This is a genomic window from Salinibacter ruber DSM 13855 (assembly GCF_000013045.1).
Taxonomy (GTDB): Bacteria; Bacteroidota; Rhodothermia; order Rhodothermales; family Salinibacteraceae; genus Salinibacter; species Salinibacter ruber.
This window is the reverse complement of record NC_007677.1, coordinates 2013289-2039344: the sequence shown is the minus strand read 5'-3', so window position 1 is coordinate 2039344 and position 26056 is coordinate 2013289. Positions and strand designations below refer to the sequence as shown.

Below are 26056 nucleotides of genomic sequence, written 5' to 3'. Positions count from 1 at the left end.
AGGGAGTTATTCTGAATCAGTGGGGGAGCGACGGGGATGGTCGGGGGCGTCGATCCGGATGCAGCGGTCGTCCTGGTGCACCCGACCCGCAGCGAAGAGGCGGAGGGCCTCCGGGTAGAGGCGGTGTTCCACCTCGCGGACCCGGTTGGCGAGGGCCTCGGGGGTGTCGTCGGCGTAGACGGGGACTGGTTCCTGCAGCACGATGGGGCCGTGGTCGTACTCCTCGTCCACCAGGTGCACGGTGGCCCCGGTCCAGTGGACGCCGTAGTCGATCACGGCGCGGTGGACGTGCATCCCGTACATGCCCTGGCCGCCGAAGGCCGGGAGGAGCGCGGGGTGGATGTTCGTCATGGAGCCCCGGTAGGCGTCGACCACGTTCGGCGGAATTTTCTGCATGTAGCCTGCGAGCGCGACGAAGGTCACGTCGTGTGCGGCTAGGCCATCAAGGAGTGCGTGCCCGAAGGCCTCGGGACTCTCGAACGACGCGGGCGGGATCACCTCCGTCGGCACGTCGTGTTGATCCGCCCGCTTGAGCGCTCCGGCGTCCTTGGTGTTGCTGATGCAACACGCCACCTCGGCCGGGAGGCGGTCACCGCCGACCGCGTCGAGAATGGCCTGGAAGTTGGTGCCTTCCCCGGAAGCAAAGACAGCGAGACGCATTGACCGGCCGGCGGTTGGGCAGTAGGACGGGACGTACGCTACTCGTTTCCCCAAGATGCGGGTGGGGAACAGTAAATGCTAGCACCTCGCCGGCAAATTTGCTGTGAGATCGTACACGTCCGGACGCCGCCTTCTCCTGCGCAGTGCGGAGCAACACACGGCCCCTCGACGTTCTCGGGGTGATCGTTCCGGGACGCCTCGGCGATCCACTCCGCCAGGGGAAAATGCTTTGCCCCCGGGCACATCGGGGGCCTGACGTGCCGATAATCGAAAGACACAGCGTACTGTACGCACCCGATGGGTCCTTGAACGCATTCCCCAATGGGAAATGGACGAGCCCCGAACTCATTATTACAATGGTAGTGAAAGGCAACCGGTCGTGGTCAACTACCGTGTCACATAGGCGACCCGGAAGAAAAACAGCCATCAGACGGTTGGTTGGGTTCGGTCATTTTCAGCGAAAAGAAAATAGATGGGTTCTGCTCGTTGGGGGAGAGGTGCGACAGTCAAACGGAGAAGTGCATCCGACGCAGCCCCCAATTTCGTGAATAAATTCTTCTTACATTTAAGTTTTATCCAAAAGAGGAGATAAACTGTATAGGCGGTGCTTTTTGCATTCCATCGGCAAAAGGCACGACCATTCCCTCTGGAGGCGTCATCTCCTCAGCCGAGAATAACATGGTTCGCATGGTCTTGACCGTTTCCTCGCTGCTTCGTCCCGACGACGAAGCGCTCTCGTCCGATGAGGAGGACCGCATCCAGCTCTATCGCCTGATGAGCCTCCTCGGGGCGTTCTTGATTACGTCCCTCAGCATCCTCTATCGGCTGTCCGGGCTTGAGTCGGTGAGTCCCATGTGGGCGTACCTGGGCCTGTCGGGCCTGTTCGGGGGCCTCTTCCTGCTGTCCTACGTCTCCAGGTGGATCCGGCGTCACTACGTGCCGCTGATGTGGGGGATCATGTATCTCCAGATGATCTGGATTGTGGCCGTCGCCACGGCAAATGAGTTCAGAAGTGAGTACGGGCTCGCCCTGTTGCTAGTATACGCGTCCATCGGGGTGGTCATCGAACTCGGCGCCCAGTCATTTCGGCCCGTCCTTTGGTTCCTCGGGTTCGGGGGCCTGGTGACGGCTGGGGGGCTGTTCTTGACCCCCGCCCCGAAACTGCAGCCCCCCGTCGTGCTAGCAATCATGGTCGTCGTGGGACTCACGGTCAGTGTTTCCCTCCGCGGCCGAATGACGATTCGACGGCAGCGCGATTTGCTCGACCGCCTCGTTGAAACCAGCCCCGGGGCGATCGTTCGCCTCGATCAGGAGGGCACCTTTGTCCAGGCGAACGGGCGGGTGGCGGAGGTGCTCAGGAGCAGTGAAGACGACATCTGTGGTCGAACGTACGCGGAGGTGGAATGGACCCTGACGCCATTCGGGGCGGACACGATGCCGGAGGAGGCGGTTCCTTTCAACCACGTGTTGGAGACGGGCGCGTCGGTGCGTGACGCGGAACTCTCGGTCCAGTGGCCGGACGGGACCCAACGGGTGCTTTCGGTGAGCGGGGCGCCCCTCCAGGCGGAGGGAAAAGGCCCAGGGGCTGTGTTTCACCTGCGCGACATCACGGACCGGGTGCGGCGGGAGCAGACGCTCCGGAGGGTAAAGGAACGGTACCAGACGCTGGTTGATAATTTCCCGGACGGAGGGGTCTTTCTGTTCGGCGAGGACCTGCGGTTCCGGCTTGCGGGGGGGCAGCGGCTGGAGAGCGCCGGACTCCCCCCGTCGAACGTGGAGGGCAAGACCCCGCACGATCTGTTTCCGGACGAGATTGCGCGAGAACACGTCACGTATTTTCGCCGTGCCCTGGACGGGGAGAAGCACGTCTACGAACAGGAATACCAGGGGCAGCACTACCGCGTGCAGACGCTCCCAATCCGGGGGAAGGCAGGCGACGTCATCTCCGGGCTCGCGGTGTCTCAAGACATCACCGAGCGGAAGGAGCGAGAACGGCGCCTTCGACAGTCCGAGACGCTCTTCCAAAACGCCCAGGATGCCCTTTTCCTCCTCGATGTGGAGGGCGAGGCGGACGGGCGGACGTTCCGGTACCGGCGTGTGAATCCCGTCTACGAAGAGCAGTTCGGGCATGCCGAGGCGGAGATCCGGGGACGCTCCCCACGAGAGGTGTTTGGGGGCGACGCACGGCGGCTGATGATGGAGAAGTGCCGGCGGTGCGTGCAACACCGAGAGGCCCGTCTGTACGAGGAGACCATCTCGCTGGAGGGGAGGGAAACGTACTGGAAAACCCGCATCGCCCCCGTGGTCGTGGAGGGGCGTGTTCGCCAGATCGTGGGCATCACCCGGGACGTGACCGAACAACATCGGCGCCAGGAGGCCCTGGAGCGACAGAACGACCTCTTCGACCGTGCGCAGGAGATTGCCAGCGTTGGGGCCTGGGAGTACGACGCCAGGGCCGACGCCAGCAACTGGACGAAGAAGGCATACGAGATTCTCGGCTACCCGCCCGACGCCGACCCGAATCCGAGCACGGCGGTGGGATATTACCACCCGGAGGACCAGCCCCGGGTGCAGAAGGCGCTTCGGGACGCCCTTCAGGAGGGGAAGCCCTCCGACCTGGAAGTGCGCGTCGCGGCCGGCGACGAGGTTCGGTGGGCGCGCATCCGGGGCGAGCCCCAGTGGGAGGACGGCGAGGTGGTGCGGGTTCGAGGGACGATCCAGGACATCACGGAGCGGAAGCAGCGGGAGCGCGCCCTCCGTGAGGCCAAGCAGGAGGCGGAGGAGGCCAGTCAGCTCAAATCCTCCCTGCTCGCAAACATGAGCCACGAGATCCGCACGCCGCTGACCTCGATCATCGGGTTTGCGGAAGCGACCAATGCCGAAGCGAAGGAGCTCGACCTGCCGGACGACAGTCCGCTGCCGAACTACGCCGAACTGATCGAGCAGAGTGGGCGGCGCCTGCTCGAGACGCTGGAGGGAGTGCTGAACCTGTCGAAGCTGGAAGCCGGCGAGATGGAGCTGGAGGCCCGTCCGGTCGATTTGGTGGAGGAGGCGGAGGCCGTCGCCGAAGAGCTTCGGCCGCGGGCCGAGGAGAAGGAGGTGTTACTTCAGCTGGAGACGGAGGCGGCATGGGCCGAGGCCGACAAGGGCGGCGTGCAAATCCTCGCGCGGAATCTGCTCTCCAATGCCGTTAAATACACGGAGGCGGGCGGGCGCGTCCGCCTCCGAACGTACCGCGAGGAGGGGGCCGTTGCCTTCGAGGTCGAAGACACGGGAATTGGCATGGACCCCGAAACCGCCGAGGGCCTTTTTGAGCCCTTCCGGCAGGCCTCCGAGGGGTTTTCGCGAGAGTATCAGGGCACGGGCATCGGGCTCGCGGTAACGAAGGAGACCACGAAGCAGATGGAGGGGAGCATTGACGTGGAGACCGAGAAGGGAGAGGGAACACGGATCACGGTCTGGCTCCCCAAGGCCCACGACGACGAGTGAAACGGCCGGCCGGCGAGGGGGGGGGCACGGGCCGAACCGAAGAGCGCGTCGGCGACGGGGCCTTTGCGCCGAGTCTAGAGGGCCTGCTGCACGAACGCGGAGGGGTCCCCGAGGGAGTCGAACAGCAGGTCGGGATCGTGTTGTGACAAGTCGTCCCGTCCGTAGCGGCCGGTGCAGACGGCCACGGCCTGCGCGCCGACGGCCCGCGCACACTCGATGTCGTGAGCCGTGTCGCCGACGACGACGGCGTGCTCGTGGGGACGGAAGGCACGGCCCGTGTGGTCGGCCGCCCGCCGGGTGGCCAGCTCCGGCAATCGGTTCCGCTCCGCGTGGTCGCTGCCGAAGGCCCCAACGGGAAAGTACTCGTCCAGGCCGTGTGCGGACAGCTTCTCGTAGGCGATGGGCTCGACGTTTCCCGTCACCAGGCCCAGGTGTATCTCCGGGTGGGCGTCCAACCTGGCCAGCAGGTCCGAGACCCCCGGTAGGACCTCCACGTCCGCCGGCGTCAGCACGTCCCGCATGGTGTCCACGTACGTCGTGATCACGTCCTCAATCAGGGCGTCGGTCGCGGGCAGGTCGTTGTGCGCCAGCACCGCCTTGACGATGGCCGGGTCCGTGCGGCCGGAAAACGTCACGCCGTCCGCCGAAATCGGCTGGTCCATGAGCGAGGACAAGGCGGCGTTCACGGCCTCGCGGCCGCGGCCGTTCACCCGAACGAGGGTGCCGTCGATGTCGAAGAGAAGAAGCCTCATTGTACACAAGGGAATCCGGGGGAGGAGAGGACGCGGGGCGCATCACCGAGTGTACCACCCTCGGCCGTCGGGAGATCCCGCCGGGCACCGGCTTGGAAGAATTCAGCAACAACGAGAAACGCGCAGTCGTCACGGGGGCAGACGTGAACCTCGTCCTCTCGTCGGGCATTAGATGGGGCGGTTGTCGCCGTTGGCCGCATCACAGCGTGACGGCCCGGCCCTGTTGCATCGTTTCTCCCGCCAGCCCGCCCCGCCTCGCATGTCTCCCCCCGACGCCGCCCCCGATGACAGTGCCCTGTACCTCATCGACGCGATGTCGTTGGCCTATCGGGCGCACTACATCTTCATCAGTCGGCCCCTGATCAACTCCAAGGGCCAGAATACCTCCGCGGCGTACGGGTTCACCAACTCCCTGCTCAAGTTGATCGAGGACCACGACATCGAGCACGCCGCGGTGGTGTTCGACGAGGGCGAAGAGGACACCTTTCGGAAGGAGATGTACGACGACTACAAGGCCAACCGGGACCCGCCGCCGGAGGAGCTGCTGGAAAACATTCCCTACATCAAGGAGATCGTAGAGGGGCTCGACATTCCGGTGCTGGAGGTGCCGGGCGTGGAGGCCGACGACGTCATTGGGGCGCTCGCGAAGCAGGCCGAGGCGGATGACGCCGACGTGGTGATCGTCTCGCCCGACAAGGACTTCAAGCAGCTGCTCAGCGACAAGGTCTCGATCTACAAGCCCGCCAAGGGGGACCAGGACTTTGAGATCAAGACGGGAGACACCTTCCGGGACGAGTATGGCCTGGACCCGGCCCAATTCGTCGACATGCTGGCCCTGATGGGCGACAGCAGCGACAACGTGCCCGGCGTCTACGGCATCGGGGAGAAGACCGCCCAGAAGCTCCTGCGGGAGTACCACTCCGTGGAAAACCTGATCGACCACGCCGACGACCTGAGCGGCAAGCGGGCCCGGGAGGGCATGCAGGAGCACGCCGAGGAGGCGCGTCTCAGCAAACGGCTCGTCCGCATCCGCACCGAACTGGACGTGGGCCTCGACTGGCACGAGCTCCAGCGGCGCGAGCTGGACGAGGAGAAGCTTACGGCCGTCTTCCAGGAGCTGGAGTTCGACTCCTTCGGCGACCGCCTCGGTATCGAGGGGGGCGAGGGGTCCGAAGAGGAGACGGACGAGGACGACCCGGACCTGCAGTTCGACTTCGGCCCCTACGAGAAGGTGCAGGAGCTCGACCCGGAGGCCGTCGATTACGAGGTCGTCCGGACGGAGGAGGAGCTCCACGCCTTTGCCGACCGGCTCGGCGAGGAGGCCCGCTACGCGTTCGACGCGGAGGCGACCTCCCGAGACCCGATGACGGCGGACCTCGTGGGCCTGTCGTTCAGCTCCGAGGCGGAGAGGGCCACCTACGTCCCGACCCCGCTTCCCGACGACACCCCGACCGACGCGGTCCTCGACGTGCTGGGGCCGGTGCTGGCGCGGGACACCGAGAAGCTGGGGCACAATCTGAAGTACGACCTGCTCCTGTTGAAGCAGCACGGCGTCGAGGTGGGCGGGACGCTGTTCGATACGATGGTGGCCCACTACCTCGTGGCCCCGGAGGAAAATCACAACCTGGACGACGTGGCGCGGTCGGTGCTCAACTACAAGATGGTCCCCATTGCGGACCTGATTGGGGACGAGACCGACCGGGACTCGATGCGGGAGGTGGAGGTGGAGACGGCCGCCCCCTACGCCTGCGAGGACGCCGACATTTCGTACCGCCTGGCGGACGAGCTGGAGGCGCAACTGGAGGACGGAAACGTGCTCGACGTGGCCCACGACATCGAGTTTCCGCTCGTGCACGTGCTCGCCACGATGGAGCACACCGGGATTCGGCTCGACACGGACGTGCTCGACGAAATCCTGGCCGGGCTGGAGGAGCGCCTCAGCGGCATCGAGGAGGAGGTGTTCGAGCTGGCCGGGGAAGAATTCAACATCAACTCGACCCAGCAGCTCGGCGAAATTCTGTTCGAGAAGCTCGACCTTCCGGTCGTCTCCAAGACGCCGACCGGGAAGCCGTCCACCAAGGAGAGTGTGCTTCAGGAGCTCTCCACCGAGCACGAAATTCCGGGGCTCGTCCTGGACTGGCGGTCGACCTACAAGCTCAAGAGCACCTACCTCGACAGCCTCGGCGAGCTCGTCCACCCCGAGACGGGGCGCCTGCACACCAGCTTCAATCAGACCCGCACGGCCACCGGGCGGCTCTCGTCGAGCGACCCGAACCTCCAAAACATTCCCATCCGCACCGAGATGGGCCGGCAAATCCGGCGCGCCTTCGTCCCGAAGGACGGATGGGCCCTGCTCTCGGCCGACTACGCGCAGATCGAGCTGCGCATCCTCGCCGCCATGAGCGGGGACGACGCCATGCGGGCGACCTTTCAGGAGGGGGGCGACATCCACACCGACGCCGCCGCGCGGGTCTACGGCATCGACCCCGAAGACGTGACGCCGGAGCAGCGCAGCAAGGCGAAGGAGGTCAACTACGGCATTCCGTACGGCATCTCGCCGTGGGGGCTCGCCCAGCGGATGCGGATGCCGGTCGACGAGGCGCAGGACATCATCAAGCAGTACCGGAAGTCGTACCCCGGGGTCTCGCAGCTCCTGAACGAGCTGGTGGAGAAGGCCCAGGACAAGGGCTACGCGGAGACGCTCCTGGGGCGCCGGCGCTACCTCCCCGACATCGACAGCTCGAACAGCAACGCGCGCAGCGCTGCCGAGCGGGTGGCCGTCAACATGCCCATTCAGGGCACGCAGGCGGACATGATTAAGATTGCGATGAACCGCATCCACGACCGGCTCGCCGGCGACGACTGGGCGACGCAGATGCTGCTGCAGGTGCACGATGAACTCGTGTTTGAGGTGCCCCCGGACGAGCTGGACGCCGCACAGACCATGATCGACGACGAGATGCGCGACGCCCTGCCGCTCGACGATGTGCCCGTAACCGTCGACATGGACACCGGCGACAACTGGCTCGAAGCCCACTGAGCGTGATGCGTGAAGGGGGATACGTGAGTACAGGCCAAGGTGTGCAATTCACGCATCACGGCCTCACGCATCACTCTTCTCCCCAATCAACGGCATTCCTTTTTCGATCTCAGTATTTCCGTATGACCGAGACCGTCCCCGCTCCGCCCCGCGACCTCCCCGCCGCCGTCGACTTTCAGGAGGCGTCGGACGGGATCGAGTGCTACCGCCTCGTCGACAACGACCTCCGCATTCTGCTGCTGCCCCAGGACGGGGCGCCGGTGGCAACCTCGATGGTGACCTACCACGTGGGGAGCCGCAACGAGCGCACGGGCCACACCGGGGCGACCCATATGCTGGAGCACCTCATGTTTAAGGGGACCGAGCGCTACCACAAGCGCAAGGGCACCTCGATCTTCGAGACGCTCCAGTCCGTGGGGGCGAAGGTGAACGCGTCCACCTGGCTCGACCGCACCAACTACTACGAAATGCTTCCCACCGAGCACCTGCCGCTCGCCCTCGACATTGAGGCCGACCGGATGCGAGGGGCGCTGATCGACGCCGAGGACGTGGAGGACGAGCGCACCGTCATTCTGAACGAGCGGGACCGGAACCAGAATGACCCGGTATCGCGCCTGTTCGACGAGGTGTGGGGGGCGGCGTTCGTGGCGCACCCTTACCACCACCCCACAATCGGGTGGAAGAGCGACATCGAGCGCATCACGCCGGACGGGCTGCGCGAGTACTACGACACGTTCTACTGGCCCAACAACGCGACGCTCTCGATCGTCGGCCGGTTTGACCGCGGGGAGACGCTGGCCGAGGTGGCCGAGCACTTCGGGGACATCGGGCCGGCCCCGCGCGACATTCCGCAGGTCACCACCGAGGAGCCGGAGCAGTCCGGTCCCCGCCGCGTGACGGTCCGACAGGACGGCCAGCTCGGGGCGGTCCTGATGGGGTTCAAGTCGCCCCCGGCGCTGGAGGCCGACTCCGACGTGCTCGACGTGCTGGCGCGCATTTTGGCGTCGGGGAAGGGCAGTCGCCTCTTTCAGCGGTGCACCGATCAGGGCCTCACCAGTGACGTCTTCGGCATCAACTTCCGGCTCCGCGACCCCGGGCTCTTCTCGGTGTTTGCGTACCTCGCCCCCGATCAGGACCACCAGACGGTCGAGGACGCCATCCACGAGACGATCGCGGACGTGCAGGAGAACGGCGTCACGCAGGAGGAGCTCGACCGGGCGCGCAGCCAGCTCCGTGCCCAAATTGCGTTCGACCGCGACGGGCCGATGCGCGTGGCCTCGCAGCTCAACGAATCGCTTGCGGCGGGCGACTGGAAGCTGTACACCCAATACCTCGACCGCCTGGACGACGTCACCGCGGAGGATGTCCAGCGTGTCGCCCAGACGTACCTGACCAGGGATGGCGTCACCATCGGCCGGTACGTCCCCACCTCCTGACGCCCGCTCCCCCCATTCCGGCTCCCCATCCGGGACGCCGTCCTGTCTCCGTGCCCACTGCCTTCCACCGACCGCTCCGTTCATGTCCGATTCCGCCGCCACGCGCCCCCACTCCGATCCAGCCCTCGCCCCCCGCATTCAGGACCGCACGGCCGGTCCCGGGCGGCTTCTGACGCTCCGCACGTCGGTCAACGACGTGGTCTCCTTCCGGGGGTCGTTCGTGACGAATCCGGACCTCGCCGCGGGGGATGCGCTCCGCCAGCAGCTCACGGTGTCCCTGCTCGACAAGGGCACGGAGCACCGCGACCGCTTTGCGCTGGCCCGCGTGCTGGAAGCGTGTGGCGCGAAGCTGGACCTGTCGAGCGACGGCCTGTTCGTGGAGATGTCCGGCCGGGCGCTGGTGGACGACCTGCCGCGGGTCCTGGAGGTTGCGGCCGAGATGCTGCGGGCCCCGGCGTTCGACCCCGAAGAATTTCGGAAGGCCCGGGCGCAGGTGGCCGCCGATCTGCAGCGCCGCATGGAGAAGACGTCGGCGCAGGCCTCCACGGCCCTGTCGCAGCGCCTTTTTCCCGAGGGGCACCCGAACTATTCTCCGGCCCCGGAAACGGTGCTGGAGTGGCTGCAGGGCCTCACGGTGCAGGACGTGCGGGACTACCACGAGGCCCACTTCGGGGCCAACGAGTGGACCCTCGCCGTGGTCGGGGACCTTCAGCACGACGCGGTGGCCTCGGTCGTGGACGAGACGTTCGCCGGGTGGGCACCGCACGACGCCCCGGCCACCCACGACACCGATGCGGTCTCTACGGAGGTCGGCCGCACCACCGTCCCGATGCCGGACAAGTCGAACGTGGATGTGCGCCTGGGCCACGCGGTCCCCATCCGACGGGACCACGACGACTACCCCGCGTTCTACGTCGGCAACTACATCCTCGGCGGCAACTTTGCGGCGCGCCTCATGTCCACCGTCCGCGACGAGATGGGGCTCACCTACAGCATCCGGTCGAGCCTATCCGGGGTGAGCACCCGGTACGTCGGGTCGTGGCAGACGAGCGTCACCCTCAGCCACGACGCCGTGGACGAGGGCATCGCGGCGACGACGGACGTCATCCGCGAGTTCGTGGCGGAGGGGGCCACGGCGGAGGAGCTCGACGCGAAGAAGACGACGATCACCGGCTCGTACTCCGTCGGCCTGGCCACCACCGACCGCCTGGCCCAGTCCATCTTGACCAACGCCGAGCGGGGCTTCGACGTCGCCTACCTCGACGACTTTCCCGAAGAAATTCGGGCGCTTACGCTGGACGAGGTGAACGCCGCGATTCAAGACTACCTCGATCCGGCGTCGATGCAGGAGGCCCTTGCGGGGACCCGGCCCCGCGCTGCTGAGGCAACGGCGGGGGCGTGAGCGGGCTGGGTCTACGACTCGTCCACCTCGTCCCGGATGATCGAGAGCCGTTCCTCGGGGGTGAGGGGGGGCTCCTTCGGCATGATGAAGGCCAGGGCGAAGTAGCCGAGCACGAACGGCCCCCCGGACCCGATCACCCCGACGACGAACGCGATGCGGACGAGGGTGGGGTCGAGGTTCAGGTATTCTGCGATCCCACCGCACACGCCAAACAGCTTTTTGTCGGTGCGGGAACGGGTCAGCTGCTTGTTGTCTGACTTTTTCGGCTCCTCCACCACCTTCGTCTGGCCGGTCTCCGCCTCCACGGCCTTTTTGGTCGTCGTGGACTCGGGGTCGTCTTTGGCCGACGAGCGCCACGTGAGAAGGCCGAACCCGAGCAGGATGACCCCGACGCCCACCAGCCAGGGAAGGATGAGACCGGAAAAGGCCAGGCCGGTCCAGGCCCCGAGTTCGCTCAGGAGGTAAATGGTGCCGGCCAGGATCAGCGTCAGTCCGGTCACGGTGGGCAGGTTGAAGAGGCCGGACGTGTCCGTGTCGTCGCTGAAGTACAGGGTGTCCAGCTCTTCCTCGGAGATGTCGTCCAGGTCGAGCGTGGTCTCGCCCACCTCGAAGGCCGACGGCTGCTCGAAGGACTCGTCGGTTGTCTCTGAGGACCGTTGAGACCGGGAGCGCGGAGAAGACATGTCGGAGAGGGGCGGTTGTGAGGGAGAGCCCGCGGGGGGGAGCCTACGGGGCGAGAACCTGTTGTTCGGTAACGATCGTGGTCACCGGCACGTCGTGGGAGGCATTTGGCAGGGAGGGAACCAGGCAGGCCTCGTACGTCAGCGCAACGCGTAGACAGGCGACCGACTGGAGGAACGCGTCGTAGTATCCCGACCCATGGCCGATTCGGTGTCCGTCTTGGCCGACGCCCAAGGCCGGCACGAACACCACGTCAATCGCGCCGGGCGGGACCCGCTCTGTGTGCTTGGGCTCTCGGATGTCCCAACGATTGGCCGTCAGCGACCCCGGGCCGTCGTACCGGCGATGTTCCAGGGTGGGCGTCTCCGCCTCAAAACTCGTAACGACCGGCAGGACGACCTCCACGTCTCGGGCCCGAAGCAGCGCGATGAGCGGGCGCGTGTCGACCTCGCGCTGGGCCGTGATCGGCCAGTACACGTGCACGACCTGTGCCGGGGCCACGGGGGGGGCGCCCAGGGCCCGGTGCACAATCAGGCTGCTGCGGGCGCGACACGATCGGGCCGATAACGAACGACGATAGGACCGAAACCGGCGGCGCCACGAGGTTTTGGCTTGAGAGCCCATTGAGCCCATTCACGGTGAAAAAGGCTGGTGATCGATTGGGCCAAGAATCCTAACAGAATTACGCGTCATTGTCCAAAAACGATCCCTGCCGGGGATGTGCCATAGCGGACGCCGTGGGGGGATTGTTACGGAGGCTTCCGCGTCCCGAGGGCGGGGTGGCGAATTATGGATGAACACCCTTCCGGGAATGGATCGAATCGTGGCGTCCAATACGTATAGGGACCGGTTGAGCCAGCAATTCAGGGGAACAGTCTCTGGTGCAGATTAGCCACTGGGAGGGGCGACAGGCCGCCTCTCCGTTCTGCTGCCTGCGGCGGAGGCAGGTCCCAATATCGACGAGACGAGCCGACGCACACCATCATGTTTGAAGGATTGTCCCAAAAACTTGAGGGCGCCCTGCAGTCCGTCACGGGCCAGGGCCGCATCGACGAGGTGAACGTCGCCGAGACGATGCGGGAGATCCGCCGTGCGTTGCTGAACGCGGACGTCAACTACCAGGTTGCGAAGGAGTTTACCGCGAACGTCAAGGAGGCGGCTACGGGGGAGGATGTTCTGACCTCGGTCACCCCGGGCGAGCAGTTGACGAAGATCATGCACGACGAGCTGACCCGGGTGCTGGGCGGCGAGCACGAGGGCATCGAGATGGCGGAGACGCCGCCCACGGTGATTCTCGTCGCCGGCCTGCAGGGCTCCGGCAAGACGACCTTCTGTGCCAAGCTCGCCCGCCACTTCCGGAAGGAGGGACACGCGCCGCTTCTGGCCGCCTCGGACGTGTACCGGCCCGCCGCCGTGGACCAGCTCAAGACGCTGGCCGACCAGGTCAACGCGCCCGTCTATTCGATTGAGGACGACGGCGAGATCGTTGAGGATGCCGTGCGCGTGGCCAACGAGGCCGTTACGGAGGCCCAGAACACCGCCCGCGACATTGTCATCATCGACACGGCGGGGCGCATGCACATCGACGAGGCGATGATGCAGGAGGTGGAGGACATCAAGACGACGGTGGCGCCGAACGAAACCCTGTTCGTCGTCGACAGCATGACGGGACAGGACGCGGTAAACACCGCCAAAGAGTTCAACGAGCGCATCGACTACGACGGGGTGGTCCTGTCCAAGCTGGACGGGGATACACGCGGTGGCGCGGCGCTCTCGATCCGGACGGTGGTCAACAAGCCGATCAAGTTTGCCTCCACCGGTGAGAAGCTCGACGCGCTCACGCCGTTCTACCCGGACCGCATGGCCCAGCGCATCCTGGGCATGGGCGACGTGGTCTCGTTCGTGGAGCGTGCCCAGGAGCAGTACGACGAACAGGAGGCCGAGCGCCTCCAGGAGAAGATTCGCTCCGAGGAGTTTGACCTTCAGGACTTCTACGATCAGCTCCAGCGCATCCAAAAGATGGGCTCGATCAAAGAGCTCATGGGCATGATTCCGGGGGTCGGCAACAAGATTAGCGACCTCGACATCGACGAGGAGGCCTTCACGCACATCGAGGCGATTATTCAGTCGATGACCCCGGAGGAGCGGGCCCACCCGGACATTCTAAACGGCACCCGTCGGCGCCGCATCGCCCGGGGGAGTGGGAACGAGGTCCGCGACGTGAACCAGCTGGTCAGCCAGTTCGAGGAGATGAAGGACATGATGAAGACAATGCAGAAGATGACGAGCAAGGGGCAGGACGTAGACATCTCGAGTCTCATGGACAAGATTACGGGGGGCGGTGGGGGCCAGAGTCGGAGTCCACGCTAGGACGAGGGCCGCCGGTAGAACTGCTTGCGCACCTTTCACGATTGTTGAACTGAACACACCCGAACGAACACGTGTCTGTTAAGCTTCGACTGCGCCGCATTGGGCGCAAAAAGATTCCGGTCTATTCGATCGTCGCTGCCGACCAGCGCAACGCGCGGGACGGCCGCTACATCGAGGACATCGGCCGCTACTTTCCGCTCCGCGAACCCGCCGAGGTGCGCCTGGAGGAAGACCGGGCCCTCTACTGGCTCGAAAACGGGGCGCAGCCGAGCGACACGGTGCGGTCCATCCTGCGCCGCCGGGGCCTCCTGCTCCATCACCACCTGAAGAAGAAGGGCGAGTCGCCGGGCGAGATCGAGTCGGCCGTCGAAGAGTTTCGAGAGCGCATGGCCGAGCAGGGCGAGGAGGTGAAGATCGCCGTTGGCACACGCGGCCAGGACCCGCTGGAGCGGGAGCGCGAGCGGGCCGAGGAGATCGACGAGGAAGCCCAGTTGCGCGCCCAGGCCACCCCGCTGTCGGCCGTTCAGGAAGAGACGGAGGCCGAAGAGGCCGAAGACGTCGAGACGGCGGACGCCGAGGACGCCGACGCCGCTTCCGAGACGGACGAGCCGGAGGCCGCCGCGGACGAGGCGGACGAGACCGACGCGTCGGCCGACGCCGACGACAACGAAGAGCCCGAAGACGAGTAGTCCCGAGCGGAGCCTTCGGCCCCTGTGCTATGCCTCCCCCGACGGCCTCCACGCCCGACGATTCGGCGGATCCGGGTCCGGACTTCGCGGACGTCCCGCCGACCGACCTCGTGAAGGTGGGGTTTATCTTCCGCCCCCACGGGCTGGACGGAGAGCTCAAAATCGACCCGTCCGCGACCGACGATCCGGCGCGTTTTGAGGTGCTGCCCACGGTGTTTGTGGGGCCGCATCCGCGTCGCGTCGTACGCCACGACATCGCATCGGTCCGCTACCAGAAGACGAAGCGCGGCATCACGGTCATTCTGGGGCTCGACGGCATCGTGGACCGGGACGACGCCGAGGCGGTCGCCAAAATGGACGTGTTTGCCACCGAGGCGGCCCTGGGCCTGGAAGACGACGAGCTGTTTGCCGACGACCTGGTGGGCTGGACCGTTGTCACCGAGGAGGGGGCGGTGCAGGGCACCGTCGCGGACTTCATGGAGATGCCGGCACAGGACCTCTTCGTGGTCCGGACCCCTGAGGACACGGAGGCGATGATCCCGGCCATCGACGACTTCATCATCGAGATCGACGAGGAAGCGGAACGGATCGTCGTGCGTCCCATCGACGGATTGATGGACGCGTAGGGCAGTGCAGCCCGTGGCACACTCAGAAGACCGTTGTTGACCGGCATGCCTGGGAGCATACGCATTGACATTGTGACGGCCCTCCCCGCCCTCGTGGAGGAGCCCCTTCAGCATAGCATTCTGCAGCGGGCACAGGAATCGGACGTGGCCACCCTCCAGGTGCACAACCTTCGGGAGTACGCGACCGACAAGCACCGACAGGTGGACGACCGCCCGTTCGGCGGGGGCGCCGGGATGGTGCTGAAGCCGGAGCCGCTGTTTCGGGCCGTGGAGGCGATCGAGGGGGCGGCCGGAGAGGCGGACGACATCATTTACCTTACGCCCGACGGTGCGCGGCTCGATCAGTCGATGGCCAACCGCCTCTCGATGGAGGGCCACCTCATTCTGATTGCGGGGCACTACAAGGGCATCGACCAGCGGGTTCGGGACCTCCTCGTCACGCGTGAAGTGTCGATTGGCGACGTGGTTCTCAGCGGCGGGGAGCTGCCGGCACTGATGCTGGTCGACGCGGTCGTTCGCCTCGTGCCGGGCGCGCTGGGCGACAGCTCGTCGGCCCTCACGGACGCGTTTCAGGACGGGCTTCTGGGCGCGCCGGTCTACACACGCCCGGCTGAGTTTCGGGGGCACGAAGTGCCGTCCGTCCTCCGCTCGGGCGACCATCAGGCCATCGCCCGCTGGCGGGATGAAAAGCGACTCGAAAAGACCCGGGACCGCCGGCCCGATCTCCTACCCGACACCAACAACGATTCGACCGAGGCGTCTTCGCAGTAGGCATACGCGCCTCCGGCGTTGACCGACCATTGTTTGTTTCACCCAACAATAGAACAGTGACATGGCTACTGACCTTATGAGCGTCGTCGAGGCGACGCAGCTTCGCGACGACGTGCCGGACTTTGACTCCGGGGACACGGTAAACGTCCACCTCCGGGTGGTTGAAGGCGAGAAGGAGCGCATCCAGCAGTTCGAGGGGGTGTGCCTTTCACGTCGTGGCTCCGGGCCGAACGAGACGATTACGGTTCGCAAGGTGTCCGAAGGCGTGGGCGTCGAGCGCATCTTCCCGGTCCACTCCCCGCGGGTGGCCCAGATCGACGTCGTTCGTCGTGGGGCCGTAAACCGGTCGAAGCTTTCGTACCTCCGTGGCCTGTCGGGCAAGGACGCCCGGATTCAGGAGCAGATTCGGGGGAACTAGGGGCGTAGCGGAGAGGGCCTGCACGCACGCCTCTGCTCGTAGACTTCGGACTCGTTTTGCGTCCCCATGGACCTCGCAATCTGGGACTATCCGCCCGCTGAGTTTCTGGCGTCGGGCTTCACGTCCGGTGCCGTCGAGAATCCGTTTCGGATCACGCGGCATCGCCCCGAGCAGTGTGCGGCGATGCTGGTGGAGGACGAGGTCGACGTGGCGCTGATGCCCACGATGCTGGCCCTGCAGGCGAGCAACGCCATCGACGTGCTTCCGAGTGTGGGGCTGGTTTCGTGGCGGTACCCGTACGCCCGGCTCGTGTGGCAGGGGGGGCTGCACGACTTCCCGGAGACCATCGCCTACGACCGGCGCGTCGCGCAGGAGCGCATCGCGACCCGGATCGTCCTGCACGAGCACTACCAGGTCGACCCCACGTTCGTCCCGTACGACGCCCGGGCCCCGCAAGCGCTGCTCGATACCGAGGAGGACGCGGCCCTGCTGGTCGGCCCCAACGTGCCTTCCCTTCAGCCCGAGCCCTTCACGATGGACATCGGGCGCGAGTGGTACGAGCTCTCCAACTACCCGATGGTGTGGGGGCTGTACGTCACCAAGCGGGACCAGTCGACGGACGAGATGATCGAGGCGCTGATCGCCTCGGGCGAGGCGGCCGACGATAACCGCGACGTATGGGTGCAGGCGCAGGAGACCACCGCCTCGCTGAACGAGTTCTACCGCGAGGACCTCCGCACCGGGCTCGACAAACTCGCCATCGCGAGCCTGACGGAGTTTCGGAAGTATCTCTTCTACTACGACGTGACGGAGGACGTCCCCGACCTCCCGCTCGTGTACCTCGACGAGGATGAAGAGGAGGAAGAGGAGGAAGAGCATTGATTCATTGGGGCACTGGGCACTGCGGTCAGCGGCGTGTGGTTTTTTGGCGGTTTCAGTTAGGCATAGGTCGCTGCAGCCCCGATTCCCAAGCTGCTCAACCTGTCCGAACGTGTGCGCCGTGGCCCCACTGCATAAATCACCGGATTCCTCACTGCATCGATGACCCGCCATGGCTGAAGGCACCGAGGTCGTTGCGCGCAATAAGAAGGCGCAGTTCGAGTACGACATTGAAGAAACCCTGGAGGCGGGGCTCGTCCTGGAGGGGTCCGAGGTCAAATCGGTGCGCCAGGGCAAGGCGAGCCTGGACGGGGCGTACTGTCAGGTCGATCGGGAGGGGGAGATGAAGATCCACGGGATGTACATCAAGCCGTACGAGGAGGCCGGCCCGTTCGGGCACGAACCGCGGCGCAACCGGAAGCTCCTGCTCCACGACCAGCAGATTGGCAAGTGGGGCCAGATGGCCGAGCAGGAGGGCTACACGATTGTCCCGCTGTCGCTCTACTTCCGCGACGGATGGGCAAAGCTAAAGATTGGAATCGCGAAGGGCCGCCAGAAGCACGACAAGCGCCAGGCCATCAAGGAGCGGGAGATGGAGCGCCGACTGGAACGGGAGCAGAGCGACTATAATTTTTAGGTCGAGGTCCAGGACGGGGAGATCAACACGAGTTGTATCATTGACGACGAGGACGTAGGCATGGCATTTCCGCCGGTCGACGAGCAGATGACGGTTCTCCGCCGCGGGGCGGAGGAGATTGTCCCGGAAGACGAGCTTGCCGAGAAGCTTCGCACGTCGCGGGAGACGGACACGCCCCTGACCGTGAAGCTCGGGTGCGACCCCAGTCGCCCGGACCTTCACCTCGGCCACACGGTGGTCCTCCGCAAGCTGCGGCAGTTTCAGGACTTCGGCCACCGGGCCGTCCTCATCGTGGGCGACTTCACGGGCATGATCGGCGATCCGTCCGGCCGCTCCAAGACGCGCCCCCAGCTCACGCTCGAGGAGACGCGCGAGCACGGCCAGAGCTACTACGAGCAGGCCACCCGTGTGCTCGATCCGAACAAGACGGAGATCCGGTACAACTCGGAGTGGCTCGACGAGATGCGCTTCAGTGACGTCATCGAGCTGGCGGCCCAGCAGACGGTCGCGCAGATGCTGAAGCGCGACGACTTCAACGAGCGCTACGAGGCGGGCCAGCCCATCAGCCTGCACGAATTTCTGTACCCGCTGGCGCAGGCGCGCGACTCCGTCCACATCGAGGCGGACGTGGAGCTGGGCGGCACCGATCAGCGCTTCAACCTGCTCCTGGCGCGGCGTCTGCAGGAGGCCAACGACCAGGCGGCGCAGGTCTGCATGATGCTCCCGCTCCTGGAGGGCACCGACGGCTCCGACAAGATGTCGAAGTCCCTCGACAATGCCATCGGCATCGCCGAGGCGCCGGAAGACATGTACGGCAAGACCATGTCGGTGCCCGACGACCTGATCTACCGCTACGTGGAGCTCGTCACCGACATCCCGACCGAGCAGCTCCCGAAGGTCAAGCAGTTTGCCGAGAGCAACCCGCGGGCGGCGAAGGCCCAACTGGCCCGCCGCATCGTGGAGATGTACCATGGGGAAGAGGCCGCGGATCGGGCCGAGGAGCACTTCGAGCAGACCGTCGTGGAGGGGGGCGTGCCGGACGATCTGCCGGAGTACACGCCGACGCCGGAGGACGGGGCGGAGGTCGGCCTTCTGAACCTGATGCGCCACGCCGACCTCACGGACTCCAACAGCGAGGGCCGCCGCATGATTGAGCAGGGGGCCGTCACGATCGACGAGGAGAAGGTGACCGACACCGGGCGCTACATCGACGTGGCCGAGGAGGCGCCGTTCGTGCTCCAGGTGGGCAAGCGCCGGTTCGCCCGCATTCGTCCGCCCGAAAACGGGACGGACGTGTAAGGCGGGCCCAGATTCCTGAGGCGGCCTATCGCAAACGCCCAGGCGACACGGTTCAGCTCACGTCAGTTCACGACGACGATCTTGCGGGTGGTGGCGAACTGCTCCCCGACGAAACGCAGAAAGTACGGACCGCTGGAAAGAGAACGTGTGGGGATGGGCACGTTCTGCCGAAAGCCCTCCGGAACCTCTTCGTCGAGCAGGACCCGGACGCGTCGCCCGAGCAAATCATAAAGCGTGACGCGCACCTCCTGGGTGTTGTTGAGGACGAACCGGGTTTGGGAGGAGGAACCGGCCCCGGAGGCGACGCCCCCCTCATCGATTTGAATCTCCCGTACCAGCGCTACCGCACGATCGGGGGACGCCAGCGGCGATCGGTTCCCGGCGTCGTCCTCGGCGACGAGCGCAAAGTAGTAGGTGCGACCCGCCTCGAGCCCGTCCGACGACGTCACGGTGGCGGTCTCCGTCCGACCCGCGGGGGCCGGGAGGGGCGGCGCGCTCACGGACCGGGCCTGCTCGAAGTCCGCCGCGGATTCGATGCGGGTCGTGTCGTAGCGGAGCAGATACCGCTGGGCCGACCCGGTCCGCCCGTCGTCACCGGTGGCGGTCCACCGCAGTGACACGGACGGCGCACTGGTGTTTACCTCGCTGATTTGGAAGTCCCGGACGGACGCGGGCGGGGTGGTGTCGGGGCTGTCGCTCAGCGGACGCCCGCCGAGGGTTTCGGCGTCTGTATTTCGAGGATCGAGCACGTCCGCGACGGTGGTGTTGTTGTAGTCCCCGCTCTCGAAGCCCGCGGCGAGGCGGCCGTACCAATCGGGTTGGTCGTTGTCGGTGCCGTCGCCGGTACAGCCCGCAAACCCGCCCGACAAGACCCCTACGACCTTCTGGTCGGCGTCGTAGAGCGGGCCGCCCGACGAGCCGCCTTCTGTCGTGCCCAGCTCCCAGTCGCCAATGCGGAGATGGGTGCCGCCCTGATCGCTCCGGCCGAAGCCGGTAATGGAGGATGGGTCGTCGTCGAAACTGATGCGCTTCCCATGCCCCCGTGGATGGTGGATGGTGACGCTCTCGCTGGTGGCCTCGCCTTCGCGGCTCCAGCCGTTCAGGTACAGATTGTAAGAGTCCGGGATGTCGTCGTCCACCTCGACGAGGGTCAGGTCAGGCTTCCCGAAAATTGTCCTCTCCTCTCGGTGAAAGTTGCCGTATCGAGCTCGAAGGATGGCACCAGACGAGGTCTGGTCCCACCCGCCGACGGCCAGCGAGTCGTCTGGAAACGTGCCGTTCTCGTCCGAGCCTAGAGATCGGCAGTCGGCGGTCTGGAAGTTCCAGTAGAAGACCATGCTGTTTGCCTGGCCGGGACGCTGGACACAGTGCTCGGCGGTCAGGAAGAGGGGGCGGGCATCCCGGGCTGTGTTGTTGACGAGGGAGCCGGAGCAAAACAGGTTGTCCTGTCCCCGGCGCAGGGTGTACCCGCCCACGGCACGCACCTGATCACGCCAGCGGTCGGCCGCCTCACAGGCGACGTCGAGGTTGCAGGCGCCCGACTTCGAACGGGGCGTTTGGGGGCCCGTGGGCAAGGCCCGGTATCCGTGGACGACATGGCCGACCGTGAGCCCGGTGACCCGTTCCCGATTGTCCGTTTCCAGCTCCAGAACAAGTTCGTCCCCCCGAACGAGCGGCGTCCAGTGCTGCCCTTCGGTCGCGTCCGCCGCGGTGTAGGGGCCGTGGACGGCCGACGCGTCCGCGCCGTGGAGGAAGAGGGTGGCGTCGGGCGGCAGTTGAAAAGTGGAGAACCCGACGCTCAGGGAGACGGCATCCTGCGACTCGATGCGCAGACGCCACAGCCAGCGCCCGGACGGAAGCTGCTCCCACGTTCCGTGCCGTGAGGGCGACAGGTTCGCCTCGAGGGTCTGGCCGTAGCGGTACGGGCCGACGCGATCGCTTGCCGCCCGATCTTCCGCGCGGAGCGCGGCCGCGTCCACGGAGGGCAGCGATGCTTGAGCGACGTCGGCGGTCGGGCGGACCGTGGCATGCTGACGCGAAGGGAGCGCCGTCCGCTCCTGGGCGGAGGCGGGGCCTGCACCCCACGCGCACCCCACCAGTACGCCGAGTACAACGAGTGTGTATCTCCGAGGAAACATTGCGCGCGAGGACTCGGGGGAGATCGACGTTAGCGGTCGCTCGAACGGTCGGACACGCGCTCGTCCATCTCCTCCACCGTCTCCGTCAGGTCGTCCTTGTACGCGGTCATCTCGGCACGGAGGTCAGGATCCTGGACGCCGAGAATTTGGACGGCCAGCAGGGCGGCATTGTCGGCGGCGTTGATGGCGACGGACCCGACGGGCACGCCGCCCGGCATCTGCACGATGGAGAGCAGGGAGTCGACCCCGTTCATCGTGCTGGTTTTTACAGGCACGCCGATGACGGGGAGGGGGGTACTGGCGGCGAGCATGCCGGGCAGGTGGGCGGCCCCGCCGGCGCCGGCGATCATGACCTCCACGCCGCGCTCCTGCGCCGTCTCGGCGTACTCTTTCATCACGCCGGGGGTGCGATGGGCGGAGAGGACGCGCATCTCGTAGGACACGTCAAACTCGTCGAGCACCTCGGCGGCGTCCTCCATGACGGGAAGATCGGAGTCGCTGCCCATGGCGATGCCAACGGGCGGTGCAGAAGACGTAGACATGGTCGGTCGGAAGTGGATTGGGAGAGAGACGACGTAGATCCGTAGGGGCTGCTCGGGGCGTGGCGGGGCCCAAACGTCGGCCTGGATCGCGTCGGGAACGCGGCCCCCCGTGCCGTTGGGGGAGGCATGCCCGAGCGACTACAGTTCAATCGCGCTGGCGGCCATTTCGGCTCGCTTTCGCGTGTCGGCGCGGTCGGCACCGAGGGCAGTGACGTGGCCCATCTTGCGGCCGGGACGCACGTCGGGCTTGCCGTAGATGTGCGGGGTCACGCCCTCGGTGTCGAGGGCACGCGGGAGGCCGGTCGTCTGCGGGGGGGTGCCCTCGCGGCGGCCCAGCACATTTACCATTACAGCCACCGGGGTGCGCAGGGAGGGATCCCCCAGGGGCCAGTCCAGAACGGCCCGCACGTGGTTCTCGAACTGGGACGTGGCGGCGCCCTCAATCGAGTAGTGGCCGGTGTTGTGGGGGCGGGGGGCGAGCTCGTTGACGAGCACACGCCCGTCGGGCATTTCAAAAAGCTCGACGGCGATCAGGCCCACCCCCTCCACCGCGTCGACGGACTTTTGTGCGATGTGCCGGGCCTTGTCGGCGATCGCATCGTCGATGTCGGCGGGCACCTCCACGGCGTGGCACCGGTGGTCGCGCTGCTCGGTGTAGGCGACCGGATACACGACCTGGTTTCCACCCGGCCGCCGGGCCACCTGCACCGCGAGTTCGCGGGCAAAGTCCGCGAACGTTTCGACCATCGCGCCGTCCTCGGTGGCCAGGTCGGGCCAGGCCTCGCGGAGCTCGTCCTCGGCGGCGGCCGTGGCGTTGCCGTAGCCGTCGTAGGCCCCGCGATACTGCTTCAGGACCACCGGATAGCCGAACTCCTCCGCGGCGTCGAGGGCCTCGTCGAGGGTTTCGCAGCACGCAAACGCCGGCACCGGGCACCCGGCGTCGGCGAGGTGCTGTTTCTGCACGCCCTTGTCCTTGATGAGGGAAAGGGTTTGGGTGGAGGGCCAGAGGGCGGCGCCGTCCGGCAGCACCTCGGCGGCGGCGTCGGCGGGGGCCCACTCGCTCTCGACCGTCACCACGTCACAGTCGGCCGTGAAGGGGCGAAGCACGTCCGGGTCGGTCCAGTCGCCGACCCGGGCGCCCGTGTAGGGTTGCATCGGCCCGGCCTCCTTCGGGGACAACAGCCGGGCATCCACGCTCATGCGAACGGCCTCGGCCGCCATCATCTTGCCGAGCTGTCCACCGCCGAGAATGCCGATCGTCGGAAACGTTGAACTCATGCGTGAGAATTCGGTCGGGGCGAGATTGCGTACGGGTCGGGAATCAAATCGGGAGGCCCGGAGTGTGCGCCATTACGCCTCTTCCGGGTCGGCCTCGTCGGCGTCCTCGCCGTGCAGAAGGTCGTCGAGCGCCTGTTCGTCGTCGACGAGCACGTCGCGGGCCTTAGTGCCATTGAACGGGCCCACGATGCCGGCTTCCTCCAGCTGATCGACGATGCGGGCGGCGCGGGTGTAGCCGACCGCCAGCTTGCGCTGGAGGAGCGACACGGAGCCCTGCTGGCGACGCACGATGACGCGGGCGGCCTCCTCGAACTTCTCGTCGGTGTCCTCCACGCCGAGCGTCTCGTCTGGGCCGTGGCCGGCGTCCTGCAGGGAGGGCAACGTGTAGGGGGTGACGCCGGGCTGGTCGGCGACGTAGTCTACAACCTCCTCCACCTCCTCCACGCTGACGAACGGGCCCTGCAGGCGCTTCAGGTCGCTGCCGCTTAGGAAGAGCATGTCGCCGTTTCCGACGAGGTCCTCGGCGCCGCCCTGGTCCAAGATGGTGCGCGAGTCGACCCGGGAGGCCACCTCAAAAGCGATGCGGGACGGAAAGTTGGCCTTGATGACGCCGGTCACCACGTCGACCGACGGGCGTTGCGTCGCGAGGATGAGGTGAATGCCGACGGCCCGGGCCATTTGGGCAAGGCGCGAGATCGGGCCCTCCACGTCGTCGCCGGCCGCCATCATCAGGTCGGCCAGCTCGTCGACCACCACCACGAGGTAGGGCATGTGCCGGTGTCCCTCCGTGGGGTCGAGCTCCCCGGCCTGAAACTTTTCGTTGTACCCGGTGATGTTGCGCACACTGGCGTCCGAGAGGAGGTCATACCGGGTCTCCATCTCGCGCTCCACGCTCTTGAGGACCCCGGAGGCCTCGTCGATGTCGGTGATGACCGTCTGATCGATGTCCTCCGGCACCGCCACGAACTGCGTTTCGAGCGCTGTGTACTGCTGCAGCTCAATTTTCTTCGGGTCGATGATGACGAACCGCAGGTTGGCCGGATGGCAGGCGTAGATGAGGCCCGTGATGATGGAGTTCAGGCCCACGGACTTGCCGGACCCGGTGGCGCCGGCGATGAGAAGGTGGGGCATCGTCGCCAGGTCGCCCACGTGGACCTCACCCTCGATGTTTTTGCCGAGGGGAAGGGGCAGTTTGAGGTCGGTGTCCTGGAATTTTCGGGTCCCGATCACGTCGCGGAGACGGACCAGCTCCCGGTTCCGGTTGGGGATTTCGACCCCTACGGCCGACTTGCCCGGAATGGGGGCGATCATGCGGATGCCGGGCGCCGCCATCGCCATGGCCAGGTCGTCCTCGAGCGACTTGATGCGACTGACCTTGATTCCGGGAGCGGGCGTGAGTTCGTAGCGCGTGACGGTCGGGCCCACCACGGCGTTGATTTCCTCGATCTCGATGTTGTACATGTCGAGCTTGTCGAGGAGCACCCGTTTGTTCTCCTCGAGCTCTTCCCGGTTGATGGTCGGATCGGTATCGACCGACTCGTCGAGAAGGTCGAGGGAGGGGGGCTCGTATTCGAAGTCGTCGGGCAGTTCCGCGGTCCGCTCGATTTCGTCGGTCGTCTCCTCCTCGACCTGCTCCTGGATCGTCATCGAGACATCGTCGTCGGGGCCGTCGGACGCGTCCGGCGGGGGTTCGTCGGGGGCGGGTGCCGCCGGCTCATCGGAGCTGGCGTTCTCGTCGGCGGGGCGGGACGGCGGCGGAGAATCCGTTGCCGGACTCTCTTCCGCAGGCGTTGACGCGGTCGTCTCGTCGGGGATGTCCTTGGGGGCATCATCCTCGGGAGGATCGGCGTCGGACGTGCGGGCCGAGGAGTCGGGGGCCGGCTCTGGGGAGGCCGTGTTGTCGTCGGTGGCGGACGGGGCAGGGTCACGGCCCGGCCGAAAGAGGTCGTTTCGGCGAACGGACGGGGTTTGCGCTCCGGAGTCCTCGGGGCGAGTCCGGGCCGGAGGGGGAGAGGAAGTGCTCTCCTCCGCGGGGGGCGAAGACGGCGGTTCCGGAGAAGATGCAGACGGAGACCCCGAGGCGGACGCGGACGAAGATGGGTCGGACGCAGGGGAGGTTGCTTTCGGCTCGGGGGCGTGGGCTCGGGCCCGGCTCCACTGGTCGCGGATGTACGCCCCGGCGGCCGAGACGCCCGCCCCGATCCTGCGGGCCGCCCTGATGACGCGGTCCACCGTGCGCTGAATGTCATGGTCGACCACCAGCAGGAGCAGGACCGCCCCTGCCAGGAGGAGTAGGATGAAAGAGCCGACCTCCCCGAATACATTCTGCATCCAGCCGGCGGTCCCGATGCCCACGAGGCCGGCCCAGGCCCGAAGGGGGGCGTCCACCGTGTGGTGGACCCAGCCGACGACGCAGGACAGGATGAAGGCGGAGAAGGCCGTCAGGAGCGACGGGTAGAGGAGGCGGCGCAGCGAGGCGTGGCGAAAGACGGCGTAGCCCCACACCATCAGCAGGCCGCTTATCAGCAGCACACCGTAGCCGATGAAGCCGGGCACGCAGGCCTCTGCGAGCTGGGCGCCGAGCAGCCCGAGCACGTTCTGGACGGGTCCGTCGGCCTGGGCGCTCTGCGGGTTGAGGACGACCTCGGACCAGTCCGCCGACCGGAGGACGACGGCATCGTCGGGGTGGTAACTGGCAAAGGCGAGCGACACCAGCAGGGCGAACACCATCAGCACGAGCCCGAAGATCTCCACCTTCCGACGCGGAGAGATCAGGAAGGCCTCCTCCGTATTCGTATCGGAACCCGAGGCAGCCATACAGCCGAACAGGCGAGGCGGAGAAAAGGGGACGCAGCGACAGGGAGCGTGGTGTACATGTGTATCCACTGTCTAGCCGGGACACACAGGGTCGTAAGGTGAGCCCAACGCGGCACAAATGCAACGGATCGG

Annotated in this window: 20 protein-coding genes; 12 read left to right on the top strand and 8 right to left on the bottom strand. The window is 66.2% G+C overall.

Annotated elements, in window-relative coordinates; all coding sequences use genetic code 11:
* Nucleotides 1–6: 6 nt before the first annotated feature.
* Nucleotides 7–660 carry a phosphoribosylglycinamide formyltransferase gene (gene purN, locus SRU_RS08655; protein WP_011404384.1) on the bottom strand — a complete coding sequence of 218 codons (654 nt, stop codon included), beginning with the start codon at nt 658–660 and terminating at the stop codon, nt 7–9.
* A 678-nt stretch (nt 661–1338) separates the two neighbouring features.
* Between purN and SRU_RS08650 the strand changes: the two genes are divergently transcribed.
* A complete protein-coding gene (locus SRU_RS08650) occupies nt 1339–4149 on the top strand; it encodes a PAS domain-containing sensor histidine kinase (protein ID WP_112904113.1) in 2811 nt (936 codons plus the stop codon).
* A gap of 74 nt (nt 4150–4223) precedes the next feature.
* On the opposite strand, the gene SRU_RS08645 is transcribed toward SRU_RS08650, so the two are convergent.
* Nucleotides 4224–4901, bottom strand: coding sequence for an HAD family hydrolase (locus SRU_RS08645; RefSeq protein WP_011404382.1), 678 nt, complete (start codon nt 4899–4901; stop codon nt 4224–4226).
* 259 nt (nt 4902–5160) lie between these two features.
* Here SRU_RS08645 and polA point away from each other — a divergent pair, with 259 nt between their 5' ends.
* The 3 genes from polA to SRU_RS08630 all read left to right on the top strand — a co-directional run bounded on the left by polA (nt 5161) and on the right by SRU_RS08630 (nt 10779).
* Nucleotides 5161–7941, top strand: coding sequence for a DNA polymerase I (gene polA / locus SRU_RS08640; RefSeq protein ID WP_011404381.1), 2781 nt, complete (start codon nt 5161–5163; stop codon nt 7939–7941).
* A gap of 122 nt (nt 7942–8063) precedes the next feature.
* Nucleotides 8064–9377 (top strand): M16 family metallopeptidase, encoded by a 1314-nt coding sequence (locus tag SRU_RS08635; protein WP_051010815.1) that lies wholly within the window; start codon nt 8064–8066, stop codon nt 9375–9377.
* An 82-nt stretch (nt 9378–9459) separates the two neighbouring features.
* Nucleotides 9460–10779, top strand: a complete 1320-nt coding sequence (locus SRU_RS08630; RefSeq protein ID WP_112904111.1) for a M16 family metallopeptidase — start codon at nt 9460–9462, stop codon at nt 10777–10779.
* A gap of 11 nt (nt 10780–10790) precedes the next feature.
* Here the strand turns inward: SRU_RS08630 and SRU_RS08625 are convergent, their stop codons facing one another.
* Both SRU_RS08625 and SRU_RS08620 read right to left on the bottom strand, forming a co-directional pair.
* Complete coding sequence (locus tag SRU_RS08625) at nt 10791–11462, bottom strand: PspC domain-containing protein (protein ID WP_011404378.1); 672 nt, start codon at nt 11460–11462, stop codon at nt 10791–10793.
* Nucleotides 11463–11505: 43 nt separating this feature from the next.
* Nucleotides 11506–12084 (bottom strand): 5-formyltetrahydrofolate cyclo-ligase, encoded by a 579-nt coding sequence (locus SRU_RS08620; RefSeq protein ID WP_237701689.1) that lies wholly within the window; start codon nt 12082–12084, stop codon nt 11506–11508.
* Between the two features lie 360 nt (nt 12085–12444).
* Here SRU_RS08620 and ffh point away from each other — a divergent pair, with 360 nt between their 5' ends.
* The 8 genes from ffh (at nt 12445) to tyrS (ending at nt 19149) form a co-directional block, all read left to right on the top strand.
* Nucleotides 12445–13830 carry a signal recognition particle protein gene (gene ffh / locus SRU_RS08615; protein ID WP_011404376.1) on the top strand — a complete coding sequence of 462 codons (1386 nt, stop codon included), beginning with the start codon at nt 12445–12447 and terminating at the stop codon, nt 13828–13830.
* Between the two features lie 71 nt (nt 13831–13901).
* Complete coding sequence (gene rpsP / locus SRU_RS15840) at nt 13902–14519, top strand: 30S ribosomal protein S16 (RefSeq protein ID WP_011404375.1); 618 nt, start codon at nt 13902–13904, stop codon at nt 14517–14519.
* A gap of 29 nt (nt 14520–14548) precedes the next feature.
* On the top strand, nt 14549–15145 hold the full coding sequence (gene rimM, locus SRU_RS08605) for a ribosome maturation factor RimM (protein WP_011404374.1): 597 nt from the start codon (nt 14549–14551) through the stop codon (nt 15143–15145).
* Nucleotides 15146–15190: 45 nt separating this feature from the next.
* A complete protein-coding gene (gene trmD / locus SRU_RS08600; RefSeq protein WP_011404373.1) occupies nt 15191–15916 on the top strand; it encodes a tRNA (guanosine(37)-N1)-methyltransferase TrmD in 726 nt (241 codons plus the stop codon).
* Between the two features lie 61 nt (nt 15917–15977).
* Nucleotides 15978–16334 carry a 50S ribosomal protein L19 gene (rplS, locus tag SRU_RS08595; protein ID WP_011404372.1) on the top strand — a complete coding sequence of 119 codons (357 nt, stop codon included), beginning with the start codon at nt 15978–15980 and terminating at the stop codon, nt 16332–16334.
* 66 nt (nt 16335–16400) lie between these two features.
* Complete coding sequence (locus tag SRU_RS08590; protein WP_011404371.1) at nt 16401–17216, top strand: MqnA/MqnD/SBP family protein; 816 nt, start codon at nt 16401–16403, stop codon at nt 17214–17216.
* Nucleotides 17217–17385: 169 nt separating this feature from the next.
* Nucleotides 17386–17850, top strand: coding sequence for an SsrA-binding protein SmpB (gene smpB / locus SRU_RS08585; RefSeq protein ID WP_011404370.1), 465 nt, complete (start codon nt 17386–17388; stop codon nt 17848–17850).
* A gap of 60 nt (nt 17851–17910) precedes the next feature.
* Entirely contained in the window at nt 17911–19149 is a 1239-nt protein-coding gene (gene tyrS, locus SRU_RS08580) for a tyrosine--tRNA ligase (RefSeq protein ID WP_011404369.1), read from the top strand.
* A 62-nt stretch (nt 19150–19211) separates the two neighbouring features.
* On the opposite strand, the gene SRU_RS08575 is transcribed toward tyrS, so the two are convergent.
* The 4 genes from SRU_RS08575 to SRU_RS08560 form a co-directional block, all read right to left on the bottom strand.
* Nucleotides 19212–21287 (bottom strand): trypsin-like peptidase domain-containing protein, encoded by a 2076-nt coding sequence (locus SRU_RS08575; RefSeq protein WP_112904109.1) that lies wholly within the window; start codon nt 21285–21287, stop codon nt 19212–19214.
* A 29-nt stretch (nt 21288–21316) separates the two neighbouring features.
* Nucleotides 21317–21829 (bottom strand): 5-(carboxyamino)imidazole ribonucleotide mutase, encoded by a 513-nt coding sequence (purE, locus tag SRU_RS08570; RefSeq protein ID WP_011404367.1) that lies wholly within the window; start codon nt 21827–21829, stop codon nt 21317–21319.
* Between the two features lie 138 nt (nt 21830–21967).
* Nucleotides 21968–23107 carry a 5-(carboxyamino)imidazole ribonucleotide synthase gene (locus SRU_RS08565; protein ID WP_011404366.1) on the bottom strand — a complete coding sequence of 380 codons (1140 nt, stop codon included), beginning with the start codon at nt 23105–23107 and terminating at the stop codon, nt 21968–21970.
* A 72-nt stretch (nt 23108–23179) separates the two neighbouring features.
* Nucleotides 23180–25924, bottom strand: a complete 2745-nt coding sequence (locus tag SRU_RS08560; protein WP_237701688.1) for a DNA translocase FtsK 4TM domain-containing protein — start codon at nt 25922–25924, stop codon at nt 23180–23182.
* Nucleotides 25925–26056 lie beyond the last annotated feature (132 nt).